Genomic DNA, 13,432 nt, shown 5'->3' on the forward strand with positions numbered 1-13,432 from the left:
GGCGGCGACCAGGCGACCGGCCGGGGCCCGTCGCGCCGCCGGCCGGCGGTTCCCGCGGGTCAGCCCCCCGCCCCGCGGCCGGCGAACACCCGTTCCTCGATACGGGAGCGCACCTCGGCGGTCAGACGCGACAGGGCCTCGGAGGCGACGGGCTCCGGCGGTACCGGATCCACCACACGCCGCGCCTCATCGGGCAACCGGGCCAGGTCGGCCTCGAACCGCTCGCGGACGGCCGTCAGGGTCGAGGGGGCCGCGACGCGACGGCCGCCGGTCATCACCGTCTCCAGCAGCGGTTCGGCGCCGGGCGGCGGAGCCTCGTCCCGCAGTCCGACGACATCGGCGAAGCCCGGGCCGCGGAAGACCTGCTTGGCCCCCGGGGCGGTCACCTTGGCCGCCGACAGCTTCATCACCGGCCGGCCCTCGTAGGACACCAGCTTGTAGGCGGAGTCCAGATAGGGGGCGTCGGCCGAGACCCCGACACGGGTGCCCACGGCGTAGGTGTCGATCGGGGCGCCCGAGCGCACCAGGCGGTCGACGCCGTACTCGTCCAGGCCTCCGCTGGCGGTGATCCGCACCTCCTCCAGCCCGGCCCCGTCCAGGACCCGCCGCGCGCGTACGGCCAGCTCCCCCAGATCACCGCTGTCGAGCCGGACGGCGCAGCCGGGCCCGTACCCCAGGTCGCGCAGCACCCGTGCCGCCGTCCGCACGCCCTCCTCGGTGTCGTAGGTGTCCACGAGGAAGGTCACCGGTCCCGGATGGACCCGGGCGAAGGCGCGGAACGCCGCCTCCTCGTCCTCGTACGCCTCAACGAAGGAGTGCGCCATGGTGCCCACGGCCGGGATGCCGTAAGCGGCGGACGCGGCCACATCACTGGTCCCGGCGAAACCCGTCAGAGCGCCGAGCCGGGCCATGCGCAAGCCCGCCTCGACCCCGTGGGTGCGGCGCAGCGAGAAGTCCACCACCGGACGGCCGGCGGCGGCCAGGACGCAGCGCGCGGCCTTCGACGCGACGGCCGTCTGGTGGCTGAGCTGGTTGAGCAGGCAGGTCTCCACCAGCTGCGCCTGCGGCAGCGGCGCGGTCACCTCCAGCAGCGGCTCGCCCGCCAGCGCGATCCGGCCCTCGGGCACCGCCCGCACCTCACCGGTGAACTCCAGCCCCCGCATCGGCTCCAGGTCCTCCGCCGGGCGGTGCAGCGCCTCGGCGAAGGCGGCGGCCTCGCTCGCGCCCACCCGCAGCCCCTCCAGGTACGACAGCGCCGACTCCAGCCCCGCCGCCACCAGGAAGCCGCGGTGCGGCGGCAGCTTCCGCACGAACAGACTGAAGACGGCCTCGCCGGTCATGTCCTCGCGCAGATAGGCCAGGGCCATGCTCACCTCGTACAGGTCCGTGGTGAGCGCTCCGGGGACGGTCATCTGTCCGGTCATGTCCGCATCCTCCTTCCGTGCGCGGCCCGGCGCACTTCCACACGGCGCACCTCCGCGAGGAGCTCTGCCGCCCCGTCCGTCAGCCCGGCTCCATGTAGGGGCGGCGGAAGGCCGGTACGGGCCCGGCACCGTACGGGTACACGGCCGCCAGCGCCTGGTCGGCGGCCACCCGGAGCGGGCCGGAGGTGTCCACGGTGACGGCCTCCGGCCACGGCGCCTCCCGCCGCGCCATCGCGGCGGCCACCTCCGCCCCGGCGTCGGACACCCCCGGCTCGCGGCCTGCCAGCCGGGAGGCGGCCACATCGCCCGGCGTCCGGCAGTGCAGGGCCACCAGCTCCGCACCGGCGCGCTCGGCGGTTCGCCGGGCCGCCTCCCGCTGCTCCGGGTCCGTCCAGCTCGCGTCCAGCACCACCGACTCGCCCGAGGGCAGCAGGGCGGCCGCGCGGTCCAGCAGGGCCGCGTAGGCGGCACGCGTCCGTTCGGGCGTGTACAGGCCCTCGCCATAAGGGGCGGGCGCCGGCCGCTCGGCCGGGATGCCCGCCAGCTCCTTGCGGACGCGGTCGCTGCTGAGCAGAGTGACGCCCATCCGGTCCGCCAGGGCCCCCGAGAGGGTGGACTTGCCGCGGCCCGGCAGTCCGCCGACCAGGACCAGGCGTACGGCGGAGGCACGCAGGTGGCGCAGGGCCGCGGCCACCAGCCCCCGCGCCTCCCCCCACGCCTCGGGCGCGCCCTGGACGGCCTGGATGAGGGAGACCTTGGCGCGGACGAAGGCGCGGTAGGCCACGTAGTGGTGCCACAGGGAGAGCGGCGCGGGATCCCCGGAGTACTCGCTGTAGCGGGCCAGGAAGAACGCCGCCGCGTCCGGCGCGCCCAGTTGCTCCAGGTCCATCGCCAGGAACGCCGCGTCGTCCAGGCCGTCGACGCGGCGCAGCCGGTCGTCGAATTCCAGGCAGTCCAGCACGCGCGGGCCGTCGTCGAGGCAGAAGACGTCCTCGGCCCGCAGGTCGCCGTGCCCGTCGACGACCCGGTTCCGGCGGATGCGCGTCTCGAACAGCACCTCGCGGCCGCCGAGGTAGCGGCGCACCAGCCGCTCGGCCTCGGACACCCCCTCGGGCAGTTCGACCGCGCCCTCGAGGGCGCGGACCCCGGCGAAGTTCGCCTCCCAGCGTTCGGCGAGCGCGTCCCGGGTGCCCTCGCGTACCACCTCCGGACCGCGCGGGGAGTCCGCGTGCCGCGCCGCCAGCAGCCGTGCCACGGCCCGCAGCGGCTCCCGCACGTCCGCGCCCCGGCGCACCAGGGCCGCCAGCCGGCGCTCGGCCGGCATACGGCGCATCACCACGACCGGCTCGGGCCCGCCGCCCCCCTCCTGTCCGGAAGGGGGGTCGAAGGGGCAGTGGACCTCCGCGAGCCCCAGGTAGACGTCGGGTGCGAAACGGCGGTTGAGGTCGATCTCCCGCTCGCACCCCCGCCGCCGGGCGGCCAGGGTGGTGAAGTCCACGAACCCCAGGCCGACCGGCTTCTTGAGCTTGTAGGCGCGGTCCTCGAGGAAGAACAGCACCGCCGTGTGGGTCTCGTGGACCTCCGCCCGCGGTGGGCGGGGGCCGGAGGTCGGGGGTGTGGTCATCCTGTGGCTCCCTGGCTGCCGTCGAGCGTGCCGAAGTCGTGCCGTACTCCCCACCGGGCGGCGGCCGCCGCCCGGTGGGGAGTACCGGGGAGACGGCCGAGGAAACCCGCACCCGTCCGGGCCGGGGCGCGGGCCGTGCACCGTCCGATGGAAGCCCCGTGGCACCGGGGTTACCGTGGGAGGAGGAGGCCGGAGGCGTGTTCACCGCGCGCCCCGGAGGCGTCGGCGGTGCCGGGTGGACGGGGAACGCCACGGGAAGGCGCGGCCGCGGAGGCCGCGCCGCGCGCCGGCACCGGACCGGGACGAACGCGTCCGGACCGCACCGGACCGCACCACCCCAGGGAGCAGGCGATGGCTCACACACAGGACTGGAAGGTCAGCCTCCACCTCTCCGAGGAGGAAGGCATGACGAAGGCCCACGCGGTCATGGATCTCGGGGGCACGGAGATCAGCGGGCAGGGCGTCGCACGGCGCAACCCGCACGACAGGGACATCCCCGAGATCGGCGACGAACTCGCGGCGGGACGCGCGATGAACGACCTGGCGCAGAAGCTGCTGAGCGTCGCGCGCACCGACATCGAGGGCGTCGCGCACCCCGGGCCCTGACCTCTGGCCTCCGGCACCCCGCGCCGTTTGCCGAGTGAGGTGCTCGACATCGAGCCTTGGCGCACCGTACCGGGTCCGGCCTGGTCAGTCCCGGCCGGCTGCGCCCGGCTCCCCGCGGTGGTGCAGATGGCGGACGTGGGCGTCGGGCCCGGGGAACACCAGCGAGACCCGGCCGGTGTCCGACCAGCGCACGTCGTACGGCGGTGTCCCGTCGCCGTGGTGCAGCCCGACGATCTCGCCGTCCCGCCGGGCGATGCCCGTGGCGGGGCTCTCGATGATCAGCTCGTCTCCCAGTTCCGCGTGCATGCTCGTCACCGCTCTCCGAACTCTCCAGCGCCCGCACCCAGATGCCGTGGTCCGGCCCCCGGGCGCCCCGGGACCCCCCCCGGCCCCCCGCAGCCCCGTACCCGCAACCGGTTGGTGGAATTCCGCTGGCGGTCTCCGTTCCGGATGTGCTGACGCGGCCCGGCGGCGGGCGGGACGTGGAGACGGTGAGGGCCGACGGGGCCTGCTCGGGGCCGGGTCAGTTCGGGGAGTAGGTCAGGCAGTCGGCCGTGCCGCGCAGGGCGCCCACCGAGATGCCGGTCGCCTGGCACTCGAAGTCGGTGTTGTGCCGGCAGTCGGACATCTTGCAGGCCCCGACGTGCGCGGTGGCCTCCGGGCTGCCGCCCTTGCGCGGGGCGGTGAAGAACGTGTCGCATTGGGCCTGCTGGGGGTCGCCGACGGTGATGGCGAGCGCGTGGCAGGCGTGCTCCCTGTTGTACGCGCAGGGCTCCACGGCGCATTCGGTCACAGCGGGCATCTCCATGGATCTCTCCAGTGCTCTTCGGGTGTCCTCGGGCGCTTCCGGTGTCCGGGGCGGTCGGCCCGGGTGAGGGCCGCCCGAGGCGGAGACCTTCCCGGCCGGCGGTGGTGCCTGCCTCCGGAGCACCGCAGTTCACCCGATGGGCGGAGTGGGGAGAGACCGTCTGGCCCTTGTGCCCATGAATAGTGTGCCAAGCAGTTCATATCGCAGACTTCTTGGAGACCAAAAAGATCACCCGGACCGGACGTCCCGAGGCGGGGCAGCGGCCCACCCGGGTGAACCGATACCTTTGGGCAGAGGCTCTGGGGCCTGACGGAAGGACCGGTGGGCATGGGGAGCGAGAAGGACGCAGGGCGTCTGCCCCGGCTGCAGTTGGACGAGTTGCTGGACGAGCTGCAGGCTCGCGTCGACGCGGTGCGCGGCACCCGGGACCGGGTGCACAGTCTGCTCGAGGCCGTGATGTCGGTGGGGCAGGAGCTGGACCTGGCCCACGCGCTCCAGCGGATCGTGGAGGCCGCGGTGCTGCTGGTCGACGCCGAGTACGGCGCCCTCGGTGTCATCGGCGAGGACGGCCGGCTGTCCCAGTTCATCCCGGTGGGCATCGACGAGGAGACGGTCGAGGCCATCGGCCCGCTGCCGTCGGGCCACGGCCTCCTGGGCGAGCTGATCCGCCACCCGGAGCCGCTGCGCATCCCGGATCCGGCCGAGCACCGCAACTCCTCGGGCTTTCCGCCCGGCCATCCGCCGATGCACTCCTTCCTGGGCGTACCGATCCGGGTGCGCGAGGAGGTCTTCGGCAACCTCTACCTGACCGAGAAGCGGGGCGGCGCGGAGTTCGACGCCGAGGACGAGGCGGTGCTCTCCACCCTCGCCGTGGCGGCGGGCGTGGCCATCGAGAACGCCCGCCTCTACGAGCAGGCCCGCAACCGCGAGCGCTGGATGGAGGCCAACGCCGAGATCACCGCCGGACTGCTGTCCGGGGCGGACGAGCAGGAGGTGCTGGCACTGGTCGTCGATCACGCGCGCCACATCCTCGCCGCCGACCTGGGTGTACTGGCCCTGCCGCTGGAGGACACCGGCAACCTCCAGGTGGCGCTGGCCGAGGGAGAGGGCAGCGAGGAGTTCCGCGGACTGGTGCTGCCCGCGGAGGGGTCCTTCGTGGGGGCGGCGCTGGCCACCGGCGAGGCGATCACCAGCGCCGACATCGCGAACGACCCCCGTGCCTCGGCGGGCGCGCGACGTTGGAAGGGCACGGGGCCGGCGGTGGCGGTGCCGATGGGCGCCGGCGACGGGGTGCGCGGTGTGCTGCTGCTGGCGCGCGGGGAGAGGCGTGCGCCGTTCACGGATACGGAGACGGCGCCGCTGGCCTCGTTCTCCGGACAGGCCGCGGTGGCCATGGAACTGGCGGAGCGGCGCCGCGCGGCCGAGCAGGTGGCCCTGCTGGAGGACCGCGACCGCATCGCCCGCGATCTGCACGACCTGGCCATCCAGCGGCTGTTCGCCACGGGCATGACGCTGCAGAGCGCGGTGCGTTTCGTCCAGCACCGGGAGGCGAGCGAGCGGCTGCTGCGGGCCGTGGACGACCTGGACGAGACCATCAAGATCATCAGATCGACGATCTTCGGCCTGCGCAGCCACGGCGACGGCCGCACCCGGCGGCAGGGGCTGCGGGTGCGGGTGGCCCGGCTGGTGGAGGAGGCCGTGGGGAACCTGGGCTTCACCCCGGCCCTGCGCATGGAGGGCCTGGTGGACACCGACGTGCCGCCGGTTGTGGCCGATCATGTGGTGGCGGTACTGGCCGAGGCGCTGTCGAACGTGGCACGGCACGCGCGGGCCGCGGTGGCCGAGGTCTCGCTGGTGGTGGCGGGCGGCTCCCTGACCGCCACGGTGGCCGACGACGGGGTGGGCATTCCGGAGGACGGCCGCCGCAGCGGGCTGGTGAACCTGGCGGAGCGGGCCGAGAAGCTCGGCGGCGAGCTGCTGGTGGAGAGGCCGCTGTCCGGCGGCTCCCGCCTGGTGTGGCGGGTGCCGCTGGACGGCGGGGTCTGAGAGGCCGGCCCGCGAGGCCCCGGGCCCCGGGGCCTCGCCGTGTCCTGTGCCATGTCCCGCGCCCGGGACGCGAGGGAGGACAGGGTGGCTTCCGGGTGCTCGGGTGCTCGGGTGCTCGGGTGTTCTGGGCCGCCTCGGTGAGTTCGGCGGTGACCGAGCGCGCCCACCGGCGGATGTGCTCGCGGTCGCGGAAGTCGCCGCCCTTGTTCTGCCTGACGATCTGCCGGGCGATGAAACCGCGCGCGTCCTCGCCCAGCCGGCCGCCGAAGGTGGTGTGGCCGCGCGCGTCGAGCAGGGCGGCGCCCCGGCCGGCGTCGTGGCGGCGGGGGTGCGCAGCCCGAGGTCGGCGAAGACCTTCCGTACCGTGTGGTTGCCGGCCAGGGCCCCGGCGGTGAAGGCGGTGACGCCGGCGGCGCGGGCGGCCCGGCAGACCGGTCGGTCCCGCCCGCCGGGACCTGTGTCCCCTCGCGGTGGCGGGTACCCGGCCGCAGCCTGGAGGTGGAGCGGACGGTCGCTCCGCAGGGAAGGCTTGGAGGTACACACCATGACCCGCACCGTCACCGTGGGCCTGGACGGCTCGCGCGAGAGTCTGGCCGCCGCCGAGTGGGCGGCCCGCGAGGCGCTGCGCCGCGCGCTGCCGCTGCGGCTCCTGCACGTGAAGGAGGACGGCTCCCACCCGAAGCTGCTGTCCGGGATGGACACCGAGGCGCGGGAGCGGTGGGAGGCCCTGCCGGACGAGACGGCCGCCGACCTGGCCCGCAAGCACCCTCCGCTGGAGGTCGCCGTGGAGCGGCTGGCCGGCCGCCCGGCCGAGGCGATCAGGGACTCGGTGGGCGGGGCGGAGCTGCTGGTCCTGGGTTCGCGGGGGCGGGGGACGCTGACGGGGTTCCTGGTGGGCTCGGTGGCGCTGTCCACCGTGGCGCACGTGGGGTGCCCGGTGGTGCTGGTGCGGGCCGGGACGGCCGAGCAGGACACCGGTGACGTGGTGGCGGGGCTGGATCTGGCCAGGCCGCGCGAGGAGCTGCTGGAGTTCGCCTTCGACGCCGCCACCCGGCGCGGGGTGCCGCTGACGGTGGTCCACGGCTGGGACCCGCCACCGGTGTACGGCATCAACCCGGTGGCCGTGAACCCCTATCTGATCGACGACCTGGCCGAGGAGAAGTCCGACGCCCTGGCCCGGGTGCTGGCCCCCTGGCGGGAGGGGCACCCGGAGGTGGAGGTGAGGCCGCAGGCCGTGGTCGGCAGGGCCGCACACCATCTGCTGGAGGCCGCCGAGAACGCCTCCCTGCTGGTGGTGGGGCGCCGCAACCGCCGCGCCCGGCCGGGCTTCCACACCGGACCGGTCACCCACGCCCTGATGCACCACTCGCCGGCGCCGGTGGCCGTCGTACCGCACGGCTGAGCCCCACCCGGTGCGCAGGGCCGTCCTTCGCGGCAGGTCCCCGCGCCGGTGCCGCAACCCTGTTAGCCGAGGTGTTCCGCCGGGCCCAGGCCCGTACGGGCGCCGAGCCGCTGAGGAGGCACCAGAGATGGTCCGTTACGTCCAGGACTTCACCGAGGGGGGCCGGGAGCAGGCCGACCTGCTCGGGGGCAAGGGCGCCAATCTCGCCGAGATGACCCGTATCGGCCTGCCCGTGCCGCCCGGTTTCACCATCACCACCGAGGCGTGCCGGGCCTATCTGGCCACCGGCACCGAGCCCGAGGGGCTGGTGGAGGAGGTGGCCGGGCATCTGGCGGCGCTGGAGCGGACCGCCGGGCGCACACTGGGCGATCCGGAGGACCCGCTGCTGCTGTCGGTGCGCTCCGGCGCGCGCTACTCCATGCCGGGGATGATGGAGACGATCCTCGACATCGGGCTGAACGACGCCTCCGTGCACGGGCTGGCCCGCACCTCCGGGCACGAGGACTTCGCCTGGGACTCCTACCGGCGGCTGATCCAGATGTTCGGCACCACGGTGATGGGGATCGACGGGGCGCTGTTCGCCGGGGCGCTGGCCCGCCGGCCCGACCCGGGGCAGCGGCGGCTGCTGGTGGAGGACTTCCGCCGCATCGTGCGCGAGCGGACGGGCGAGGAGTTCCCGCAGGACCCGGCCGAGCAGCTGCGGCGCTCGGTGCGCGCGGTGTTCTCCTCGTGGAACACCGAGCGCGCCCGTGTCTACCGCCGCCGCGAACACATCCCCGAGGACCTGGGCACGGCCGTCAACGTCCAGGCGATGGTCTTCGGCAACCTCGGCCCCGACTCCGGCACCGGCGTCGCCTTCACCCGCGACCCGGCCACCGGGCTGCGGGGGGTCTACGGCGACTACCTCGCCGACGCCCAGGGCGAGGACGTCGTCGCCGGCATCCGCAACACCGTGCCGCTGGCGGGGCTGGAGACGGTCGACAAGAAGTCCTACGACGAGCTCATGCGGATCATGGAGACCCTGGAGAACCACTACCGGGACCTGTGCGACATCGAGTTCACCATCGAGCGCGGCAGGCTGTGGATGCTCCAGACCCGGGTGGGCAAGCGCACCGCCGAGGCCGCGTTCCGCATCGCCGCCCAGCTGGCGGACGAGGGGACGGTCGGCTGGGACGAGGCCCTGGACCGGGTGAGCGGTGAGCAGCTCGCCCGGCTGATGTTCCCGAGCTTCGACACCGCCGGGGCCGGGGAGCCGCTGGCCCGCGGGGTGCCGGCGTCCCCCGGCGCGGCCTTCGGTGCGGTGGTCTTCGACTCCGCCGAGGCCGCCCGGCGGGCGGCGGCCGGGGAGAAGGTGGTGCTGGTGCGCGGCGAGACCACGCCCGACGACCTGCCGGGGATGGTGGCCGCCCAGGCGGTCCTGACCAGCCGGGGCGGCAAGACCAGCCATGCGGCCGTGGTGGCCCGGGGTATGGGACGGGTGTGCGTGTGCGGCGCGGAGGCCGTCGAGATCGACGCCGCCGCGCGCCGTTTCACCGTGGGCGACACGGTGGTGGCCGAGGGGGAGACGGTCTCCGTGGACGGGTCGGCCGGCGCCGTCCACCTGGGCGAGCTGCCCCTGGTGGGCTCCCCGGTGATGCGGTACTTCGAGACCGGGGAGCGGCTCCCGGGCGTGGTCGACGCGGTGGCCCGGGTGATGGAGCACGCCGACGCCACGCGCCGTCTGGGCGTGCGGGCCAACGCCGACACGCCGCAGGACGCCGCCCGCGCCCGCCGCTTCGGCGCGCGGGGCATCGGCCTGTGCCGCACCGAGCACATGTTCCTGGGCGAGCGGCGGCGGCTGGTGGAGGCGATGATCCTGGCCGAGGACGACGCCGGACGCGAGAAGGCGCTGGCGGAGCTGCTGCCGCCGCAGCGCGAGGACTTCACCGCCATGCTGGAGGCCATGGACGGCCTGCCGGTGACCATCCGCCTGCTGGACCCGCCGCTGCACGAGTTCCTGCCCGACCACACCGAGCTGGCGGTGCGGGTGGCGTCCGCCGAGGCCGCCGGAGGCGAGCCGGACCCGCGCGACGTGCGGCTGCTGAGCGCCGTGGAGCGCATGCACGAGCACAACCCGATGCTGGGGCTGCGCGGGGTGCGGCTGGGCCTGGTGGTGCCGGGGCTGATCGCCCTGCAGGTACGGGCGGTGGGCGAGGCCGTGGCACGGCGGCTGCGCGACGGCGGGGACCCGCGGGCGGAGATCATGGTGCCGCTGGTGGACACCTCCGACGAGCTGCGGCTGGTGCGCGAGGAGGTGGACGCCGTACTGGCCGAGGTCTCCCGGGAGACGGGCGTGGAGGTCGTCTGCCCGGTCGGCACGATGATCGAGCTGCCCAGGGCCGCGCTGACCGCGGACCGGATCGCGGCCGAGGCCGACTTCTTCTCCCTGGGCACCAACGACCTGACCCAGACCACCTGGGGACTGTCGCGCGACGACGTGGAGGCCTCGTTCTTCTCCGCCTATCTGGAGCGGGGCATCCTGCGGGACTCGCCGTTCGAGACGCTCGACCGGCAGGGCGTGGGCCGGCTGGTGCGGATCGCGGTGGAGGAGGGCCGGACGGCCCGGCCGGGGCTGAAGGTGGGGGTGTGCGGCGAGCACGGCGGCGACCCCGACTCCGTGCACTTCTTCCACCGGGTGGGGCTGGACTACGTCTCCTGCTCCCCCTTCCGGGTGCCGGTCGCCCGTCTGGAGGCGGCCCGCGCGGCCCTGGAACCCGGCCGTGCGTGGTCGTCGACCGCGTGACCTCCACCGGCGCGCAGGGCCGAATGGCCCACCGGAAGGGCGCCTGATCTCAGGCGGAGATGGACTTTTCCGGTAAGGCTGGAGGAATGCGGGTGAAACGCCCGCTCCGTGTGGTGGAACGGGAGGAGCGGCCATGGACGCCAACACAGCCGGGCCCCGGGGCCATGTGGCCGTCGGAGTGGACGGCTCCCGGCACGCAGAGCTGGCGCTGGAACAGGCGGCGGCCGAGGCACGGCGCCGCGGGGTGCCGCTGGAGGTCGTGCACGGCCGCCCCTGGGCGGCGCTCCCGCAGACCGGGACGGAACCGGCCGCGCACACCCCCTCCCGCGAGGAAGCCCGGGCGCTGGCGGAGTCGGCCGCCGAGCGTGCCCGGCGCCTGGCCCCGCGGCTGGAGGTGGCGGCCTCGGCCGTGGACGAGGATGCCCCGGACGCCCTGGTGCGTCTGAGCCACCGGGCCGGCCTGACCGTGGTCGGCTCCCGCGGGCTGGGCGGTTTCACCGGCCTGCTGCTGGGGTCGGTGGGCCTGCGGGTGGCCGCACACACCGCCGGACCGCTGCTGGTGGTGCGCGGCGACCTGCCGCCGGAGCACGAACGTGTCCTCCACGGCACCGTGCTGCTGGGCCTGGAGGGCGCGGCCGACGCCGACGCGGTCGGCCTGGCCTTCCGCGAGGCCGCCGCCCGGCGGGCGCGCCTGGTGGCGCTGCACGCCTGGGTCTACCGGCATCTCGCCCCGCCCGGGGAACCGCTGGTGCCCACCAGCCCGCGGCGCGAGGACATCGCCCGGGTCGCGCGCGCCGAGACGGCCGCGGCCGAAGGAGTGCTGGATCCGTTCCGCCTCCGCCATCCGCGGGTGCGCGCGGAGGTCAGGGCCGTAAACGGTGCAGCCGCCCCCGCGCTGGTCGAGGCCAGCGAGGCGGCGGACGTGGTGGTGGTCGCCGTCCACCGGCGGCGCGGACGGCTGGCGATGCGGCTGGGCCCGGTGGTGCACTCCCTGCTCCACCACGCCCGCTGTCCGGTTCTGGTGGTGCCGGTCCCGCTCGGCGGGGAGCACGGCGGGGACGACGGGGACCACGGCGATCAGGAGGCGACATGACCGTACTGGTGGGATACGCCAGCGCCCACGGCTCCACACGCGAGATCGCCGAGCGCATCGCCGCCCGGCTGGCCGAGCGGGGCGTCGGAGCCGAGACCGCCTCCCTGGACGCGGTCGGCGACGCGGGCGGCTACGACGCCTATGTGCTGGGCAGCGCCGTCCACGGAATGGCCTGGCTGCCAGAGGCCACCGGATTCGTCCACACCCACCGGAAGCTGCTGGCCGGACGGCCGGTGTGGATCTTCAGCGTCGGCATGCCCGCCGCCCTGCGCGGCCCTTGGGGGCCCATGGCCGCCCGGGAGGAGCCGAAGGTGACCGAGGAGGTCCTGGCCGACCTCTCGCCCCGCGACCATGCCATGTTCTCCGGGGTCGTCGCGCCGGAGCACCTGCCCGGCGCCGGACGTGCGATCTTCCGGGCGATGGGCCTGCGCTACGGCGACTACCGCGACTGGGACGCGGTCGACGCCTTCGCCGACACCGTCGCGGACTCCCCGCTCCCGGCCACCGGCAGCCCCTGAGCGCCCGCGGACACCAGAGAACGAAGGAGCTGATCATCGTGTTCCCCATGGCGGAAACCGGGGCCCGCCGGCCCATGACGGTGGAGGCGGAGCTGGACCGACCGCTGTCGAGGTGGCTGTGGCTGGTGAAGTGGCTCCTGCTGATCCCGCACTTCGTCGTGCTGTTCTTCCTGTGGATCGCGTTCTTCGTGGTGGCCGTGATCGCGTTCTTCGCGATCCTGTTCACCGCCCGCTACCCCAGGCCGCTGTTCGACTTCAACACCGGTGTGCTGCGCTGGAGCTGGCGGGTGGCCTTCTACTCCACCGGCGCGTTCGCCACCGACCGCTACCCGCCCTTCAGCCTGGGCCCGGAGCCGGACTATCCGGCGCGGCTGGAGATCGACCACCCCGGGCGGCTCTCGCGCGGCCTGGTGCTGGTGAAGTGGTGGCTGCTGGCGATCCCGCACTACATCGTGGTCGCCTTCCTCACCGGCGGAGGCGGCGACGGGGGCGGAGGCGGCATGGAGGGTCAGTGGTTCTGGTCCGCGGGGCTCATCATGGTCCTGGCGTTCTTCGCGATCATCGCCAAGGCCTTCACCGGCACCTACCCCCGGGGCCTGTTCGACCTGCTGGTCGGACTCAACCGCTGGGTGCTGCGGGTGACCGTCTACGCGGCGCTGATGACGGACGCCTACCCGCCCTTCCGGCTGGACCAGGGCGGCAGGGAGCCGGAGCCCGCGCCGTGATCAGGGCACTGGTGGTGATCCTCCTCATCACGCACGCCCTGGTGCACTTCAGGGTCTGGGTGACCCCTGCGGACCCGGACAACCCGCCCCCTTTCACCCCCGGCCACTCCTGGGCGCTGGCCGCGGCCCGCGTGACCGAGGAGACCTCGAAGGCCGCGGCGACCGCCCTGGCCGCCATCACGGCCCTGCTGTACGCCATCGCGGGCGTGGCCCTGCTGGCGGACGCCGGCTGGTGGGCTCCGGCGGCCGTGGTGGCGGCGGCCGGCGGGCTGGTGCTGAAGGTGATCTGGTTCAACCCCTGGCTGCTGCTGGGCATCGCGCTGGACGCGGGCGTCATCCTGGCCGTGACGCTGACCTGGCCCGCCTCGCTGTACTGATCCGGGCCGGTGTGCGCGGGCCCCGCG

11 protein-coding genes and 1 pseudogene are annotated in these 13,432 nt (G+C 74.6%); 8 read left to right on the plus strand and 4 right to left on the minus strand.

Annotated elements, in window-relative coordinates; translation table 11 throughout:
* Window positions 1–59: 59 nt before the first annotated feature.
* Together AC2CJA_RS15675 and AC2CJA_RS15680 are read right to left on the minus strand one after the other, a co-directional pair.
* Window positions 60–1,424, minus strand: a complete 1,365-nt coding sequence (locus AC2CJA_RS15675) for a nicotinate phosphoribosyltransferase (protein WP_484603323.1) — start codon at window positions 1,422–1,424, stop codon at window positions 60–62.
* Between the two features lie 79 nt (window positions 1,425–1,503).
* Window positions 1,504–3,048, minus strand: a complete 1,545-nt coding sequence (locus AC2CJA_RS15680) for a bifunctional aminoglycoside phosphotransferase/ATP-binding protein (protein WP_484603324.1) — start codon at window positions 3,046–3,048, stop codon at window positions 1,504–1,506.
* A 351-nt stretch (window positions 3,049–3,399) separates the two neighbouring features.
* Between AC2CJA_RS15680 and AC2CJA_RS15685 the strand changes: the two genes are divergently transcribed.
* Window positions 3,400–3,654 carry a DUF1876 domain-containing protein gene (locus AC2CJA_RS15685; RefSeq protein ID WP_484603325.1) on the plus strand — a complete coding sequence of 85 codons (255 nt, stop codon included), beginning with the start codon at window positions 3,400–3,402 and terminating at the stop codon, window positions 3,652–3,654.
* A 105-nt stretch (window positions 3,655–3,759) separates the two neighbouring features.
* Here the strand turns inward: AC2CJA_RS15685 and AC2CJA_RS15690 are convergent.
* Window positions 3,760–3,960 (minus strand): annotated as a pseudogene (locus AC2CJA_RS15690) (DUF1918 domain-containing protein); the annotation flags it as partial.
* Window positions 3,961–4,177: 217 nt separating this feature from the next.
* Window positions 4,178–4,462 carry a DUF1540 domain-containing protein gene (locus AC2CJA_RS15695; RefSeq protein ID WP_484603326.1) on the minus strand — a complete coding sequence of 95 codons (285 nt, stop codon included), beginning with the start codon at window positions 4,460–4,462 and terminating at the stop codon, window positions 4,178–4,180.
* Between the two features lie 327 nt (window positions 4,463–4,789).
* Here AC2CJA_RS15695 and AC2CJA_RS15700 point away from each other — a divergent pair, with 327 nt between their 5' ends.
* The 7 genes from AC2CJA_RS15700 (at window position 4,790) to AC2CJA_RS15730 (ending at window position 13,405) form a co-directional block, all read left to right on the plus strand.
* Entirely contained in the window at window positions 4,790–6,508 is a 1,719-nt protein-coding gene (locus tag AC2CJA_RS15700) for a sensor histidine kinase (RefSeq protein WP_484603327.1), read from the plus strand.
* 544 nt (window positions 6,509–7,052) lie between these two features.
* Window positions 7,053–7,910 (plus strand): universal stress protein, encoded by an 858-nt coding sequence (locus AC2CJA_RS15705; RefSeq protein WP_484603328.1) that lies wholly within the window; start codon window positions 7,053–7,055, stop codon window positions 7,908–7,910.
* A 127-nt stretch (window positions 7,911–8,037) separates the two neighbouring features.
* Entirely contained in the window at window positions 8,038–10,692 is a 2,655-nt protein-coding gene (gene ppdK, locus AC2CJA_RS15710; RefSeq protein WP_484603329.1) for a pyruvate, phosphate dikinase, read from the plus strand.
* A 133-nt stretch (window positions 10,693–10,825) separates the two neighbouring features.
* Entirely contained in the window at window positions 10,826–11,785 is a 960-nt protein-coding gene (locus tag AC2CJA_RS15715) for a universal stress protein (RefSeq protein ID WP_484603330.1), read from the plus strand.
* The gene (locus AC2CJA_RS15720; RefSeq protein WP_484603331.1) at window positions 11,782–12,303 is read left to right on the plus strand and encodes a flavodoxin domain-containing protein; all 522 of its coding nucleotides are present in this window, start codon (window positions 11,782–11,784) and stop codon (window positions 12,301–12,303) included. The genes AC2CJA_RS15715 and AC2CJA_RS15720 overlap by 4 nt, the downstream gene beginning before the upstream one ends.
* 47 nt (window positions 12,304–12,350) lie before the next feature.
* Entirely contained in the window at window positions 12,351–13,028 is a 678-nt protein-coding gene (locus tag AC2CJA_RS15725; RefSeq protein WP_484603332.1) for a DUF4389 domain-containing protein, read from the plus strand.
* Complete coding sequence (locus AC2CJA_RS15730; protein WP_484603333.1) at window positions 13,025–13,405, plus strand: hypothetical protein; 381 nt, start codon at window positions 13,025–13,027, stop codon at window positions 13,403–13,405. Before AC2CJA_RS15725 ends, AC2CJA_RS15730 begins: the two co-directional genes overlap by 4 nt.
* The last annotated feature ends 27 nt before the right edge of the window (window positions 13,406–13,432 follow it).

It is taken from the genome of Streptomyces sp. ATLC9 (assembly GCF_057196705.1).

What these genes read in the sequence shown, in the direction of transcription:
- AC2CJA_RS15675 (WP_484603323.1), bottom strand. Translation starts at nt 1,424, where the DNA reads ATGACCGGACAGATGACCGTCCCCGGAGCGCTCACCACGGACCTGTAC.
- AC2CJA_RS15680 (WP_484603324.1), bottom strand. Translation starts at nt 3,048, where the DNA reads ATGACCACACCCCCGACCTCCGGCCCCCGCCCACCGCGGGCGGAGGTC.
- AC2CJA_RS15685 (WP_484603325.1), top strand. Translation starts at nt 3,400, where the DNA reads ATGGCTCACACACAGGACTGGAAGGTCAGCCTCCACCTCTCCGAGGAG.
- AC2CJA_RS15695 (WP_484603326.1), bottom strand. Translation starts at nt 4,462, where the DNA reads ATGGAGATGCCCGCTGTGACCGAATGCGCCGTGGAGCCCTGCGCGTAC.
- AC2CJA_RS15700 (WP_484603327.1), top strand. Translation starts at nt 4,790, where the DNA reads ATGGGGAGCGAGAAGGACGCAGGGCGTCTGCCCCGGCTGCAGTTGGAC.
- AC2CJA_RS15705 (WP_484603328.1), top strand. Translation starts at nt 7,053, where the DNA reads ATGACCCGCACCGTCACCGTGGGCCTGGACGGCTCGCGCGAGAGTCTG.
- ppdK (WP_484603329.1), top strand. Translation starts at nt 8,038, where the DNA reads ATGGTCCGTTACGTCCAGGACTTCACCGAGGGGGGCCGGGAGCAGGCC.
- AC2CJA_RS15715 (WP_484603330.1), top strand. Translation starts at nt 10,826, where the DNA reads ATGGACGCCAACACAGCCGGGCCCCGGGGCCATGTGGCCGTCGGAGTG.
- AC2CJA_RS15720 (WP_484603331.1), top strand. Translation starts at nt 11,782, where the DNA reads ATGACCGTACTGGTGGGATACGCCAGCGCCCACGGCTCCACACGCGAG.
- AC2CJA_RS15725 (WP_484603332.1), top strand. Translation starts at nt 12,351, where the DNA reads ATGGCGGAAACCGGGGCCCGCCGGCCCATGACGGTGGAGGCGGAGCTG.